We start from the raw sequence: 14,340 nt of genomic DNA, 5'->3' as shown, positions 1-14,340 counted from the left end.
TCCTTAATTTACACATTATTTTTTCACCACTTGCGGAGCGAAATCATAGGCTTGGAATCCATTCCAAAAATGTAACCAGCACATATTTGCAACAAATTAAACGACAAAATGACAACCCAGCTCACAAACTGACTAACGCATTGTTTATAAAGAAAATAGACAGATTTCAACTGCAATAAAAAAGCCCCTAAGTCATGTCGACCAAGGGGCATATAAAGCGAAACTGTTAACAGTAAATTGTCTTTGCAGGGATAATAAAACGGTCAATGTCGCTAAAAGTTTTTTTCACAAGCCAAGGGAATGTGCCACAACTTGTGACCCCAAGTGGGGGGAGACGCTAAGATGAGAGAAGACCCATGATAGCCATGGGTCTCTCTTAGCAGAAGTTACTCTTTATGCTTGTCAAACTTAAAGGTATGACAGTTACTGCATAAAGGTTGCTTCGGCTTATGTTCGCCATGACACTCCTGACAAGGCAGGTCTTTACCATAGTGAAGGTTGTTATGTGGATTCTGCCACTTGTCTTCTTCGCTACGGGCCGTTTGCTCGGCTAAGTCATCGACATCGTGACACTGCAGACAAGCCTGATCCGATGGGAATTGCTTGATGCCATTGTCATGACACACCTTACAATCTTTGCCGATCACCTCTTTGTGCCAAGGGCGTTGCTCTACCGCTTGAGCAGACAAACTCACTAAGCCACCTAAGACCAGCGCGAGTACAATATTTACCTTTTTCATTATTGATTCCTCTTAATAACCGGTCGTTAAGCTTTCATGATGCTGCGAGCAGCCGTCATGCCCATTACCATACACTCAGGAATTGAGCAGCTACCCAGGCGACTGACGCCGTGGATACCACCACACACTTCGCCTGCGGCGTAGAGTCCTGGAATTGGCTTACCGGTGAAGCTGTCTTTCACCTCGGCCTTGGTATTCACCTGCACACCACCTTGGCAGTAGTGCACTTTTGGCCATAGGCGAACCACGGTAAATGGCGCTTCGATATACTTATCTTTGGCCTTAGTCATGTTCTTGCCGAACTGCTTATCTTCACCACTCTTCACATAGCTGTTGTACTCTTCGATTTGCGCTTTCAGCGGCTTCAAAGGTACCTCAAAGTGTTTAGCCAACTCTTCGATAGTGTCGAACTTCCAACCCACGTTGTACTTGATCACCTTCTTGGTGTTTGGATGCTTCTTAGAATCCTTGTAGCTAGTGATCAAAATCGGTGGTAGCGGATTGCCCTTCTCGTCACGACAAGCCAACTCGGCATCGGCGCGGGTCTTACGGTCGGCAATCTCATTCATGAAACGCTTACCCGTCAGACGGTTGATCGCCATTGAATGCGGGAAGTTGTAGATTGAGTAGTTAGACACGTAGCCGAAGCCACCTTCGTCAGGCGATGCCCAAGGACCGGATTGAATATGGGCCAAGTGAACCGGAATTGCGCCCAGACGGAACATCTCATACATGCCTTCACCGGTGGCACCTGGTGCATTGGTACAACCCACTTCTGAGGTGAGGGTTGGATCCTGAGCCATACGCAGATCGACGTTTTGTGCAAAACCGCCGGTCGCCATGATCACGCCGCGCTTAGCACGGATATTAACCACCTTGCCTGGCTGGTCTTCGCCAAAGTGATAGTTCTGACGCATTTTAACGCCAACCACTTCACCCTTGGCCCCCACGAGGAAGCCTTCGAACTTAGAACGGTTGTGAGTATGAACCCCAAGCTTCTTACACTCTTTATAGAGCGGCTGAGTAATACCAGCGCCACAGCTCACCGTGGTTTGGTAAGTACGAGCTACTGAGTGACCACCCAGTTGCTGTAGATAAGGATGGAATTCGGCGCCCGCATCTATGGTCATCTGCAGGGCTTCAACGGCGTGCGAAGCCACATGACGCAGCAGCGCCTCGTCGGCGATACCACGGCCAGACTTAAGCTGATCCGCTACCATACGATCGACCGAGTCTTCTACACCCTCTTTCTTCTGCATTGGCGTACCCGGCGCCGCAAACAGACCACCATTAATGGCAGAGTTACCACCGAAGTAAGACATCTTCTCAAAGATATGAACATCTTTTGCGCCTTTGCGCGTGGCTTCAATCGCGGCCGCTAAACCGGCAAAGCCAGAGCCAATAATCAATACTTCTACTTCTTTGTCCCATTTCACACCGTCAGCTTTCTCGGAAACTGCCATTGCAGGCGAGGCTATTGCGACACCCGCAGCGGCACCCATACCTTTAATGAAATTACGGCGTCCTAGCAGATCTACCTTGCTCATCTGTTATCACCCTTTTTGTTTTATTCGACAGCGCCATCTTAGGGTTGGAACAGGTTCCAAAACGGGAGTTAATCAACAGTTACTTTTAAAACAACTTGTTCACATCACCAAACTTATAACCAGCTCAAAAATTACACAGAAATACTACTTTGTGGGTATTTTGGAAGCCGTTCCAAAGCATGACGCCATGTCTCAAAGCCCCTAAGGCGGAATGAGACTTAGCTCAACGGCAAAATAAAAAGTCAGGCAAGATGCGGCCCGCACTGGTAAGTTAAGCCTTATACAGATCTAGCGCAGCCGACTTATGGAACTCGAAGATATCTATCGACAGGATTTAAGCCTATTAATTGCCCTGCAAGTCTTAGTCGAAGAACGCAGCGTCACCCGCGCCGCTAAACGGTTACACTTGAGCCAGTCAGCCACCAGCCGCATCTTGGGGCGGCTAAGGCAGATGCTGGATGATCCGCTGTTTTCTCGGGTGGGCCAGCAACTGGTGCCGACCCAATATGCTCTGGACTGCTATCGCCAGCTTCAGGGGCCGACCAGTGAACTACTCACACTCTTAACACCCAATGCTTTCGTACCCAGCCAGTGCAGGCAAACTTTTACCCTGGCGGCGACTGATTTTGCCATTCAGGGTCTGCTGCCCTTTATTCTGCCGGAGATCTATCGCCAAGCCCCAAACATCAGGCTGAATATCCTGCCGGTACAGCACCAGACGCTCGCCTCGCAGCTGAGTTTACAAGGGGTGGATATGGCGATCTGCCGCGCCTTGGGTCAGGTGTCGCCACTTGCCAGCACCCCCTTGGGCAGAGTCGGTGTCAGCTGCCTGGTCTCCAGCTATCATCCGGTAGCGGATCGCCCATTAACCCTCACGGATTATCTGCACTATCCCCACGCCACCATCGCCATCAGCGACGGGGTTAAGGCGATCGTCGATGCGGCCATTGCCCAGCATCCGCCTCGGCACGAGTGTTTGCGTACCGCCCATTTAGACAGTGCCCTGGCCCTACTGTCGATTCATCCGCTTATTATCACCCTGCCCGAGGGACTGGCCGAGATGGCCGCCGCCCGCCACCGTCTCAGGGTTAAGCCCCTGCCCTTTGAGATCGCCGCGCTCAACTACAGCCTGTTTTGGCATTCGCGCTGCGAACTGGATAAGGCGCAGGCCTGGCTGCGGGGGATGATCACCGACCTGATTAGGCCGCTGCTTGGCCAGCAGGGGGAACGTTAGGCTCACAAGAGAAAACCCAGCAATAGCAAGGGCAAACCTGAATACCGCAAGGCAGCACTTGGCCACTGGCTGGCAAGCAGGCAAAAAAAAGTGGCCAGCGGCCACTTTTTTTGTTTGAGAAAGGCTACACCTTGACCAGTACCCGCCCGGTCACCTTGCCTTTGACTATCTTGTCGGCGTACTCGCCAAGCTGCTCTAAGCTGACGGTCTGACAGGCCTGCTGGTAATAGCTATCGGGCAAGAGTTCAAGTACCTGCTGCCAGGCCTTAACGCGTTTGTCTATTGGGCAGGCCACTGAGTCGATACCTAACAGATTCACGCCACGCAGAATAAAGGGCATCACCGTCGTCGGCAGGGCAAAACCGCCCGCCAGGCCACAGATAGCGGCGCTACCGCCATATTGCATCTGCGCCAAGGCGCTAGCCAACACCTTGTTACCTACGGTATCGACTACACCCGCCCAGCGCTGTTTCTCCAATGGACGGCACTCTTGTTCCAGCTCGCTACGGTCGATCACTTCACTGGCGCCCAGGGCTTTTAGCCAGTCGCCATTCACCTCGACGCGGCCAGAGCTGGCAACGACCTTATAACCTAGCTGAGCCAGCAAGGTCACAGCCACTGAGCCTACGCCACCACTAGCACCCGTCACTAAAACATCGCCCTGTTCAGGGGTCACGCCCGCCTGTTGCAGTGCCTGCACACATAACATGGCAGTCAATCCAGCGGTGCCAATCATCATTGCCTTAGCGCCGTCACAGCCACTAGGCATGGGCACTAGCCAGTCGGCTTTTACCCGCGCCTTCTCGGCCATACCGCCCCAATGGTTTTCGCCCACGCCCCAACCTGTCAATATCACCTCATCACCAGGCTTAAAGCGGGAGTCGGCCGACTCGCTCACCACGCCAGCAAAGTCTATGCCCGGCACCATAGGAAACTGGCGAATGATCTTGCCTAATCCGGTGATCGCCAGGCCATCCTTATAGTTGAGCGATGAGTAGCTCACGTCCACCAGCACCTCACCCTCGGGTAGATCGCTCTCAGGCAGCATTTTCACATCGGCTTGGGTCTGTTTATCTAGCTGGGTCAATACGAGTGCCTTGAACATGGGGCCTCCTTAACAACAAAATGGACTGACAGATTAGTGCATCTGCCATCATGAATACACTGCACATTTTGCATAAACTACATGCATATTACGCATAATCAGATCAGGGTTTAAGGCCCAAGGCCTTGAGCTTGCGATACAAGGTATTACGGCTAATCCCCAGATGTTTGGCGCAGCGGCTAACGTTGCCCTCAAACCGGTGGAAACTAGAGACAATATTAGCGTTTACCATCAGACTTAGCTCACTCTCGCTTGCCGTCATCTGACTATTTATCTCTCCAGCCTGATTAAGCTGAGCCTGTATGGTGTCCGGAAGATGTTGCCAGTTGAGCTCTGGGTCGCCGTCGGCCATCAGGCAAGCTACCTGCATCAGGTTATCCAACTCGCGCAGGTTGCCCGGCCAATCATGGGCCAACAGACGCAGCAAGAGTTCTGGGCAAAGTTGCTGTGGCGCCTGACGATAGCGCTTATGCAGTTTATGTATGATGCGCTCGATATCGGTGCGCTGGCGCAGCGGTGGCAGTGACACCTGCAGGCCATTAAGTCGGTAATAGAGATCTTCCCTAAACGCGCCTTGACTCACCAGCTGACGCAGATCGGCGTGGGTCGCGGCCACCACCTGAATATCCACCTTATAGCTGCGATTGCCGCCCACAGGCACCACTTCCCGCTCCTGCAAGACTCTGAGCAGCCGGCTCTGAGTCGCCGTCGGCATTTCACCTATCTCGTCGAGAAACAAAAAGCCGCCATCGGCCTGACGTATCTTCCCCTCAAACCCTTGCCGACTAGCCCCGGTAAAGGCGCCGGGCTGATAACCAAACAACTCAGATTCCACCAGTTCGGCCGGCAGCGCGGCGCAGTTAACTGCCACTAAGAGACGCTGGGCGCGGGCGCTTTGAGCATGGAGTTTCTTCACAAATTGCTCCTTGCCCACCCCGGTTTCACCACAGATCAGCAGGGGAATATTGCGGCTCACCACCTTATTGGCCTGCTGCCAGGCACGCTCTAACTTAGGGTCACGAAAGCGCACCCCTATCTGTTGGCTCACCAACTGGCTCGGCTTAGTGGCAACCAACTCTTGGGTCTTAAGGTGAAGGCGCTGCTGCTGACACACTGGGGCACCGCTATGCCAGCGACTCCCCAGATGTTGATGAATATCGTCGCCAATAAGCGGGCGATGCAACAAGCGTTTCGCCATGGCGTTACAGCCTAAGATCTTGCCATCGGCATTGGCGACCACAATTCCCTGCCACCCCGAGGTGATGAGTGACGCCTGCTCTGCCAGATCGATGCGGTAGTGACTGCCCGGCAGATGGCACAGCAGCGCGGTTTCTATCTGCTGCACCAGGCTAGCAATTAATACCAGGGTCTGCTGGGTGTGACGCTGCTGCTCGCTGGTGATATCGATAGCGCCAAGTAGCTCACCCTCGGGTGAGAAGATAGGGCTGGCGGTGCAGCTCATAAACCTGTGGTGACGAATAAAGTGCTGATCGCCTATCACGGCAACGGGCTGCCTGGCGGTCAATGCCGTACCGATGGCGTTGGTGCCCTTATGCTCCTCGCGCCAGTTAACCCCCACATCCAGGGCCACATTGGCCAGCTTGTCGGAGTAACGGCTCACGCCCCAATGACACAGCACATAGCCATCACGATCTGAGAGGATCAAACGGCTCTGGGTATGGGTCATTATCTGGTTAAACAGTGGCAATGCATGTTGCTTGGTGAGGGCGATGAGTTGCTGATTGGCGTGATGCCGCTCGGCAAGTGCGTCGGCGTTGAGGCGCAACTCTTGAGGTAACTTGGCTTCATCCAGCCCAGCCCCTTGGCTGCGCGACCATGAGTCTGACAGCCAAGCTTGTGTCTGTAGAGCTATCGTCATAACTGTGTTCCATTTTGGCACACCCAAGGTGTGCTCTTATGTCACAGTGCATGCCAACTGCCAGTGCAACCCCTTCCTGGACCACGCACATTCGGACATCAAAAATTAGTTTTTCATCATACTGTTACTAATCCCACAGCACAACTCCTGCCAGTTTGGCCTAGGCTTTGCCTTAGTTCTTACGATAGCTAAAGGGAATCTGAGCCCTATTGAACACAAACGTGACACTCGATTGGGGCAGAGATAAAAAATTTAAACCTGTTGTTTTTTAAACATAAAAATAGGACGCCCGCCAGAGGCGTCTTTCGACAAGACAAAACCATACAAGGAAGCTCAAGATGATCTATAGCAAGCCAGGCAGCAAAGATGCCATCGTTAACTTCAACAGCCGCTACGACAACTTCATTGGGGGTGAATGGGTCGCGCCTGTGGGCGGAGAATATTTTGATAACCGCTCACCTGTCGATGGCCAGGTGTTTTGTCAGGTAGCCAGATCCGATGCACGCGATATCGAGCTGGCACTGGATGCCGCCCACGCCGCCAAGGATGCCTGGGGCAAGACCTCGGTCACCGAACGTTCCAACTTACTCCTGAAGATCGCCGATCGTGTCGAGCAAAACCTGGAGTTCCTCGCGGTGGCCGAAACTTGGGAGAACGGTAAGGCGGTGCGCGAAACCCTCAATGCGGATCTACCGCTGTTTGTCGATCACTTCCGTTACTTCGCGGGCTGTATCCGCGCCCAGGAAGGCAGCGCCGCCGATATCGACAGCAATACCGTCAGCTACCACTTCCCCGAGCCACTCGGGGTCGTCGGCCAAATTATTCCCTGGAACTTCCCGCTGCTGATGGCTGCCTGGAAAATCGCCCCGGCGCTGGCCGCCGGTAACTGCATCGTACTTAAGCCCGCCGAACAGACACCTGTCTCTATCTTAGTAATGGTCGAACTTATCCAAGATCTGCTACCTGCTGGCGTGCTCAATATCGTTAACGGTTTCGGTACCGAGGCGGGTCAGGCACTGGCGGTCAGCAAGCGTATCGCCAAGCTGGCCTTCACCGGCTCGACTCAGATCGGCCACCATATCCTCAAGTGCGCCGCCGAATCGCTGATCCCCTCTACCGTCGAGCTGGGCGGCAAGTCGCCTAATATCTACTTTGCCGATGTGATGGATCAAGAAGACGAATACCTGGATAAGGCGGTAGAAGGCATGCTGCTGGCCTTCTTCAACCAGGGTGAGGTCTGTACCTGTCCGTCCCGAGTACTGATCGACGAATCGATCTACGACAAGTTTATCGACAAGGTTATCGCCCGTGCCAAGACGATCAAGCAGGGCAACCCGCTGGACAGCGAAACTCAGGTGGGTGCCCAGGCCTCACAGGAGCAGTTCGATAAGATATTAAGTTACCTTGAAATTGGTCGAAGCGAAGGCGCCGAGGTGTTAATAGGGGGCGCCAGTTGTCAGCTATCAGGGGATCAGAGCAGCGGCTATTATATCGAACCGACGATTCTCAAGGGCAACAACAAGATGCGCGTCTTCCAGGAGGAGATCTTCGGCCCCGTCATTTCGGTCACCACCTTTAAGGATGAAGCCGAGGCACTGGCCATCGCTAACGATACCGAGTATGGCCTGGGCGCCGGCGTTTGGACCCGCGACATGAACCGCGCCCAGCGCATGGGCCGCGGCATTCAGGCTGGACGCGTGTGGATCAACTGCTACCACGCCTACCCAGCTCACGCGGCCTTCGGTGGCTACAAGAAGTCAGGTATCGGCCGCGAGACTCACAAGATGATGCTCAGCCATTATCAGAACACCAAGAACCTGCTCGTCAGCTACGACGTCAACCCGCTAGGTTTCTTCTAACCTAGCAATCTGGCTCAACCCAAAGCCTGCTGAAACAGGATCTCAGCAGGCGCTATCCCTTCATTAAGGGACAGCTATCTAAGTAGCTACATCAAACCAATTTGAGACTTGGAAAGGGTGATTTTAACCATGGCTTCATGGTGTATTAATTGCCTGTGGCAGGTGCAGCGCGAGGGGATCTTAATGGCCTTTCAACGAAGGTCTTAGTAAGTGAGCATCACACTACTTTGCTGTTTTAAAGGGTTTCATTGAACCATGACTTCATGGTGTATTAATTGCCTGCAGCAGGTGCAGCTCGAGGGGATCTGAATGGCCTTTCAGCGAAGGTCTTAGTAAGTGAGCATCACACTACCTTGCTGTTTGAAGGGTTTCCTTGAACCATGACTTCATGGTGTATCAATTGCCTGCGGCAGGCTTATGTGCAAGCACTCTTTTGACACGCCGATATTCCGTCCCTGGAGGCTTCACGGCGGCGTCCTTGCCGCCGAGAGCCAAAAGCGCGCTGACACTGATATCTATCGTCTCTTCGATTAAACGTTAATGGATAGCCTGACACTAAAATTCAATTGGACAGAAACGAGTTGGCGTTCGAAAGCCTACATTGAAACTAACCGCTCTCAGTTAGGACTTTTTAAAATACCAATAGCCGCAATAAATCCAGCCACCAGGCGGAATTAAGAAGTTTAGTAGAAATGCATAAAAGCCAACCAAAGGAACATTGCTCGCTTTACCCTGTGCAAACCTTACTGTAAAAAAATGACTATTAGCGCTAAGACGAAGAGGATTTGCCCCCAGAGAGTTGCGTTTAAATTCATCATAAACTTCCTTTGTGAAATTTCTACATATCACCCGCGTTAACGAGCAAATGCTGGTTGGCTAACATCCGAAGCGCGGCGTAGGAGCCAACCAGTATTTGGCCAGTTGAATGCGCTTGTATGGTTACCCATATGGTTTTATAGTCAAAGCGATATGCTTAAACTCTTCATAATCATTTTTAGGTAACCCTAACAGCTCCTTAAATGGCGATGAGTCATACACCGCTTTTCTTCCCGCAACTTCTAATTCTGCCAATCCAGTCGTAGTGGACACATTAAGCTCGACTACATTCCCTTCATCGTCCAAAAAGAATTCGATCAAGACGCTTTCACCTTTCCAAGATTCCTCAACGATCAAATTTGACTGAAGTTTCAATTTAACCAAATTTATACAGGCTTCGATAGTTGAACAAGTATCAGGAACATTTATACGAGAACTGCACCCAGACAGTACAAGAAGAAATGAAAGAACTATGAGATTACGCATACTTGCCCTTGTAAACAGAACGCCCGCATTAGAGGCTGATAATAGCTTGCTAAAATGTGAAGCCTAGCGGAACCGAGCAAGCTGTTAGCAGTCCCGTTGCTACATGCGCTTGTTAGTTGCTGATTACTAGACTACTCATCGTCACTTTTTTCTTGTTTTTTCTTTTGTTCCAGGCCTATGGCTGCACCAATTGCAATTCCAACTCCAATACCTAAAGCTAAATTCCCAAGAGCAACTCCAAGTCCAGAGCCAATAGCTATTCCTATACCTATTCCAAATGCTATTGGATTATTATTAGAGCTACCATTATTGTTCCAATTACCCATTTATACTCCATAATCAACTAACGCCTTGCTACGCGCCAGTCTCACGGAACCAGCCGTAGCTGACGGAGTAATCTTGAGCGACTGGTTATGTAGCTACATTTCAAGTCTGAGTACCTGCCCCTCTGCGATTTTGACACTACATATGTAAAGCTCAAACGGCATACCCTCATACATTTTAGATTGATGAATTTCATCATCTAGAAAACTCATGTTGAGTTCGACTGTATCTCCATCAAACGCTTCCACATCTTCAGGAAACATCAGTCTGCAGCTAGTATCAACACCATCTAGATAGTGGACTCTTGGCCAAATACTACCTGTATACCTAAACCTATGAGGAGGTCGTTCAATCACTAGAAAAGTAACTTTTACGGACACATTCATTGACTGTCCTTAGCCACATAACGCCGCATTAAGGTGTGAGCGGCACTTGGCTATACTTGAGCGAAGCGAAACTGCCAAGCGTTGCGAATCACTCTTAAATGCTTTGTTAAATTTCAATTAGTACCAGTCTGGTTCAGGGTGCTCTTCTACACTAACTTCAACACTTCCACGTAATGAAGGAATTGTAAACATTGAGATATGAGGTTCATGAAGTTCGCCATTTTCAAACGTATATTGCAAATCTAATTCAGCTGTAAGTGTTAACGTGAATGTTTCTTCTCTTTTCGTTGAACCAAACGTATAAATGAAGCCCTCCTCTTTGTCGTAAGTGCCATTAGCAAAGTCAGGGCCCACCACTTCAACAAAAAGATCAACACTAGCTTCAACGGTTACTTGACTCTCTTCATCATCAATGTCAATAACGTTTATTTCAAAATCACTAACATTTTTGACCTCATACTCTTCGACTTCTGCATCTTCCCAAGTTGAACTATTGTAGATATCACAATCTTCGACATAATCCCTGAACATACGTTGGATCTGCTCACTTTCTGCCACGATGTATTCTTTTACTTTTTCAGTTCGAGCGTTTGTATGTTGGTTATAAACATCGAGAAGCTTTTCCAAACTGTCTAATGTGATTAAACGATCATTGCCTTCACAGTATGTCTTCAAGTCTTTGTCATCCGAGATAATATAAATTTTTTCATTATCTTCAAGATAACTCTCTAATGAGAGGAGAGAGATTGCATCTGGAAATTCTGCTTTCTTCTTACCAACCCCAAAAGGCGGTTTTTGCTGAAAGTACAATTCTAGCAAATGCTCCGGATCTATAGCGTCAGCTTCGACATACTCGTAATTGCAATCTGCATTGTATTGCTGAAAAACCTGACTTGCTTTCTGATATACCTCGGGCTCATTAACGTCAGAGAATAGTGATGAGAGGTGTTCATCTTCAATCGTCGACAAGACACCAGCTTTCTTTTTGAATGATTGCAGAGAGCTTAAAGCTTCTCGAATAGAGTCTTCTATTTTGCCATCGACCTCCTGTTCTACAACACTTGTCAATAAGTATCGTAGCTCCCCTTCTTGGCATAGCTCTTTTAATGTTAAGAAAGGGCGTGAAGAAAAATTAAAGTTACTCTTCACAAAGTATTGCGTATCAATAAACAATATTCTTGTTTCTAACATTTTACACCTATGTCAATTTAAAATTTAACATTTTATTAGTGCGCATGCGCGTTTATCTCATTAAACCAGTGAAAACGCGCATTGTTAACTGATTGTATTACAAAGAAGTTATCACCTTTGCTTAAAATACACCATCTGGAAAAACGCGCACGAATACAGGATGAAAATCGTTCAAAATCCTTATGATTCTAATATGACTGTATCCTTATCCAGTTTTTGATGGGGAGTAGTGAATTACATCACAGGGGGGTAACGATGAATATCTTTAGGTCAGAAAATCAGTTCGGTACTGCTCCACCGACAACTGGTTAACTCACTTTGGGCAGCTTTTAGCTCCCCCATCACACTCAATACGGCCAAATCGAAGAGACGTTGGATATTGAGTGTAGATACGCCGGTGACCTTCGGTTTCAGGGACGAAACCGCAGAGCAGCCAAGGATGGCGCACAGCGTGTCACAGGCGTATCTGCACATAAGCTCACCGCAGGTGATAGGTTACCATGAAGGTACGACTTTCAACTCACTTAATAAATGAGCAAGTCGCCAAATGCCAACCAAGCAAACTATAGAAATGCCAAACCTTCATTCTAAGGGCAGCACACTTTGGGGCAGAAATAAGTTAACGCTTTACTCCCTTACCTCCCCTACGCCGCCAAATCGAAGAGACTATAGACACCGGTGTAAGCGCGCTTTTGGCTCTCGGCGGCATGGACGCCGCCGTGAAGCGTATAAGGACATATTCACAGCGTGCCAAAAGAGTGCTTGCACATAAGCCTGCCGCAGGCAATTGATGAAGGTGAAGGTTCGCCCCTCAAAATCCCTTCAAATACAAATGCAGCTGGAAGCATCAGCCCGATTACCCCCAAATATTCGGCACTACACTATTCGAATACCCAGATATAAATGGCTTCTTGACCCCGGTATCGAGATCATAGATATGCCGCCGCACCGCACCTATGTTGGCGCCATAGACATGAATGCTGACCGATACCCCCTCCGCGAGGGCGTTCGATACCCTGTGGATGTCGCCAATATCTGGCGAGACTAGATCGACACTGCCAACGGGCAACTCATGGCTGCCACTCGCCCGCAAGCCTGAGGTTTCAGTCTCCAGCTCATATTCCTCACAGCGTTCAGCGCCGCGCAGCACACCCACCATGCCCCACACTGTATGGTCATGAACAGGCGTGGTCTGCCCGGGCGTCCAGACAAAACTCACCACAGAAAAACGCTCCAGAGGATCACAATAGAGCAGATACTGCCGATAGCTTTCGCTGCTCGGCTGAGCAAAGGCATGGGGTAGCCAGTCATCGTGAGCAATAAGCTCCGACAATAGCGCCTTGCCATGGGTAAAGATACCCGCCTCATCGCTACCGACTTGCTCAACCAACTGAGTAAAGGACTGAACAAAATCCCGCAATCTGCCAATGTTTTCCATAAACACTCTCTGCCCTAAATACCATCAATCAAGGCTAGGTGATCTGCCGAAGGCAATAAATAGGCAATAGGTCGATAGAAGATGAAAGCCATAAGATAAAAGGGTAATAAAGGGATTTAGAAAATATCGGCTTGATGAAGGGAAGCTCACCGCCCCTGTGATCACGACATTAGTGCTTCCATATAAAGCACCCGCCGGGTAGGCGATAAGAAACAGCGAAGGTTAGCCCTTCATAACCCCGGCAAACATCAACTCAGCCAGACGCCACAACAACTAACCAGCCCCCCCCTCACCAGTCAGGCAACTTCCCACGGCAAAAGGGCGGTTTTCCCCCATCACCATTTACCTTATAATCGCCGCTCATCCGTTCAAAGGTACGCCAAGATGTTTCATATCGCCCTCTATGAGCCAGAGATTGCCCCCAATACCGGCAATATCATTCGCCTGTGCGCCAACAATGGCTGCCAGCTACACCTAATCGAGCCTTTGGGTTTCGATCTTGAAGAGAAAAAGCTGCGCCGCGCCGGGCTGGACTATAGCGATCTGACCCGAGTCACCCGCCATAAAGACTTTGAGAGTTTTCTTAGCGCCATGGCGGGTAAACGCATCATGGCCTGCACCACTAAGGGCAGTCGCCCTCACAGCGAAATCGCTTTTGAGAAGGATGATGTCTTGCTGTTTGGCCCAGAGACTCGCGGCCTGCCGATGGAGATAATCGAATCGATTCCCACCAGCCAGCGCCTGCGCATCCCCATGGCCGCCAGCAGCCGCAGTCTGAACCTGTCGAACTCGGTCGCCATCATCAGCTATGAAGCCTGGCGTCAACTCGGCTATCCGGGTGCCTGTTAACCCTGAGCAATAGGATTGAGTGCGATGCCGCGATAGACTTGATAGTCATCATCGTCCTGATCCAGATATTGCACCTTCTGTAGCCATAACCAGCCGCTCCCTTGAGGCGTGAAATTAAGACGGATCATCGCCGGGCGCTGCTGCACTATCCCTTTGCCTAAAAGCGAAAATCCCGCCCCTTCGCGGTACAGGCTAAAGTAGAGGATCTTGTCGGCATCCACGCCATTAAAGTAGGTTAGCTTGATCTCGCCATCACCTTCACGAAACCACCAGGTCTCGCTCAGTGGATGGCTGGCATGTTGGCTCACCGAGAGCATCAGCTGACGCCTGTCGGCGCTGCAGATCCCTTCGACCTCTACCGGTTTGATTTGCCCTTGGGGCCGAGACGCCTCTCCCTGCCACTCGCCCGCTAAAGCCTGACAGAAAGGCGACAGGGCTATCTTATCGGCCACCGCCATAGGCGTCGCTAACAGGGCGCACAGCAAA

The 14,340-nt window shown here is 50.4% G+C and carries 13 protein-coding genes; 3 read left to right on the top strand and 10 right to left on the bottom strand.

All coding sequences use genetic code 11. The features are described 5' to 3' along the window. Positions 1-386: 386 nt before the first annotated feature. Entirely contained in the window at positions 387-740 is a 354-nt protein-coding gene (gene ardB, locus L2712_RS13155) for an acrylate reductase cytochrome subunit ArdB (RefSeq protein WP_248978040.1), read from the bottom strand. A 26-nt stretch (positions 741-766) separates the two neighbouring features. Beyond that, complete coding sequence (gene ardA / locus L2712_RS13150) at positions 767-2,287, bottom strand: acrylate reductase flavoprotein subunit ArdA (RefSeq protein WP_248978039.1); 1,521 nt, start codon at positions 2,285-2,287, stop codon at positions 767-769. A gap of 304 nt (positions 2,288-2,591) precedes the next feature. Between ardA and L2712_RS13145 the strand changes: the two genes are divergently transcribed. After that, complete coding sequence (locus L2712_RS13145) at positions 2,592-3,521, top strand: LysR family transcriptional regulator (protein ID WP_248978038.1); 930 nt, start codon at positions 2,592-2,594, stop codon at positions 3,519-3,521. A gap of 124 nt (positions 3,522-3,645) precedes the next feature. Here the strand turns inward: L2712_RS13145 and acuI are convergent, their stop codons facing one another. Together acuI and L2712_RS13135 are read right to left on the bottom strand one after the other, a co-directional pair. Then, the gene (gene acuI, locus L2712_RS13140; protein ID WP_248978037.1) at positions 3,646-4,626 is read right to left on the bottom strand and encodes an acrylyl-CoA reductase (NADPH); all 981 of its coding nucleotides are present in this window, start codon (positions 4,624-4,626) and stop codon (positions 3,646-3,648) included. A 103-nt stretch (positions 4,627-4,729) separates the two neighbouring features. After that, a complete protein-coding gene (locus L2712_RS13135; protein WP_248978036.1) occupies positions 4,730-6,505 on the bottom strand; it encodes a sigma-54-dependent Fis family transcriptional regulator in 1,776 nt (591 codons plus the stop codon). A gap of 338 nt (positions 6,506-6,843) precedes the next feature. Here L2712_RS13135 and exaC point away from each other — a divergent pair, with 338 nt between their 5' ends. Continuing rightward, the gene (exaC, locus tag L2712_RS13130) at positions 6,844-8,364 is read left to right on the top strand and encodes an acetaldehyde dehydrogenase ExaC (protein WP_248978035.1); all 1,521 of its coding nucleotides are present in this window, start codon (positions 6,844-6,846) and stop codon (positions 8,362-8,364) included. A 939-nt stretch (positions 8,365-9,303) separates the two neighbouring features. Here the strand turns inward: exaC and L2712_RS13125 are convergent. The 5 genes from L2712_RS13125 to L2712_RS13105 all read right to left on the bottom strand — a co-directional run bounded on the left by L2712_RS13125 (position 9,304) and on the right by L2712_RS13105 (position 13,005). Beyond that, the gene (locus L2712_RS13125) at positions 9,304-9,666 is read right to left on the bottom strand and encodes a cell envelope integrity TolA family protein (protein ID WP_248978034.1); all 363 of its coding nucleotides are present in this window, start codon (positions 9,664-9,666) and stop codon (positions 9,304-9,306) included. Positions 9,667-9,797: 131 nt separating this feature from the next. After that, positions 9,798-9,992: a glycine zipper domain-containing protein gene (locus L2712_RS13120; protein WP_248978033.1), complete on the bottom strand. Its 195-nt coding sequence runs from the start codon at positions 9,990-9,992 to the stop codon at positions 9,798-9,800. A gap of 93 nt (positions 9,993-10,085) precedes the next feature. Then, a complete protein-coding gene (locus L2712_RS13115) occupies positions 10,086-10,376 on the bottom strand; it encodes a hypothetical protein (protein ID WP_248978032.1) in 291 nt (96 codons plus the stop codon). A 117-nt stretch (positions 10,377-10,493) separates the two neighbouring features. Further along, the gene (locus L2712_RS13110) at positions 10,494-11,567 is read right to left on the bottom strand and encodes a PIN domain-containing protein (protein ID WP_248978031.1); all 1,074 of its coding nucleotides are present in this window, start codon (positions 11,565-11,567) and stop codon (positions 10,494-10,496) included. An 856-nt stretch (positions 11,568-12,423) separates the two neighbouring features. Continuing rightward, positions 12,424-13,005: a cysteine dioxygenase family protein gene (locus L2712_RS13105; protein ID WP_248978030.1), complete on the bottom strand. Its 582-nt coding sequence runs from the start codon at positions 13,003-13,005 to the stop codon at positions 12,424-12,426. Positions 13,006-13,389: 384 nt separating this feature from the next. Between L2712_RS13105 and trmL the strand changes: the two genes are divergently transcribed. Then, positions 13,390-13,854, top strand: coding sequence for a tRNA (uridine(34)/cytosine(34)/5-carboxymethylaminomethyluridine(34)-2'-O)-methyltransferase TrmL (gene trmL, locus L2712_RS13100; protein WP_033540243.1), 465 nt, complete (start codon positions 13,390-13,392; stop codon positions 13,852-13,854). Here the strand turns inward: trmL and L2712_RS13095 are convergent. Next, complete coding sequence (locus L2712_RS13095; RefSeq protein WP_248978029.1) at positions 13,851-14,339, bottom strand: hypothetical protein; 489 nt, start codon at positions 14,337-14,339, stop codon at positions 13,851-13,853. The genes trmL and L2712_RS13095 overlap by 4 nt on opposite strands. Position 14,340: the final 1 nt, after the last annotated feature.

The sequence above is a fragment of the Shewanella marisflavi genome, from assembly GCF_023283925.1.
Lineage (GTDB): Bacteria > Pseudomonadota > Gammaproteobacteria > Enterobacterales > Shewanellaceae > Shewanella > Shewanella marisflavi.
This window is presented reverse-complemented; position numbering and strand designations above follow the sequence as displayed.

Excerpts from the sequence above, each read along its gene's own strand:
- ardB (WP_248978040.1), bottom strand. The coding sequence starts at position 740 with ATGAAAAAGGTAAATATTGTACTCGCGCTGGTCTTAGGTGGCTTAGTG.
- ardA (WP_248978039.1), bottom strand. The coding sequence starts at position 2,287 with ATGAGCAAGGTAGATCTGCTAGGACGCCGTAATTTCATTAAAGGTATG.
- L2712_RS13145 (WP_248978038.1), top strand. The coding sequence starts at position 2,592 with ATGGAACTCGAAGATATCTATCGACAGGATTTAAGCCTATTAATTGCC.
- acuI (WP_248978037.1), bottom strand. The coding sequence starts at position 4,626 with ATGTTCAAGGCACTCGTATTGACCCAGCTAGATAAACAGACCCAAGCC.
- L2712_RS13135 (WP_248978036.1), bottom strand. The coding sequence starts at position 6,505 with ATGACGATAGCTCTACAGACACAAGCTTGGCTGTCAGACTCATGGTCG.
- exaC (WP_248978035.1), top strand. The coding sequence starts at position 6,844 with ATGATCTATAGCAAGCCAGGCAGCAAAGATGCCATCGTTAACTTCAAC.
- L2712_RS13125 (WP_248978034.1), bottom strand. The coding sequence starts at position 9,666 with ATGCGTAATCTCATAGTTCTTTCATTTCTTCTTGTACTGTCTGGGTGC.
- L2712_RS13120 (WP_248978033.1), bottom strand. The coding sequence starts at position 9,992 with ATGGGTAATTGGAACAATAATGGTAGCTCTAATAATAATCCAATAGCA.
- L2712_RS13115 (WP_248978032.1), bottom strand. The coding sequence starts at position 10,376 with ATGAATGTGTCCGTAAAAGTTACTTTTCTAGTGATTGAACGACCTCCT.
- L2712_RS13110 (WP_248978031.1), bottom strand. The coding sequence starts at position 11,567 with ATGTTAGAAACAAGAATATTGTTTATTGATACGCAATACTTTGTGAAG.
- L2712_RS13105 (WP_248978030.1), bottom strand. The coding sequence starts at position 13,005 with ATGGAAAACATTGGCAGATTGCGGGATTTTGTTCAGTCCTTTACTCAG.
- trmL (WP_033540243.1), top strand. The coding sequence starts at position 13,390 with ATGTTTCATATCGCCCTCTATGAGCCAGAGATTGCCCCCAATACCGGC.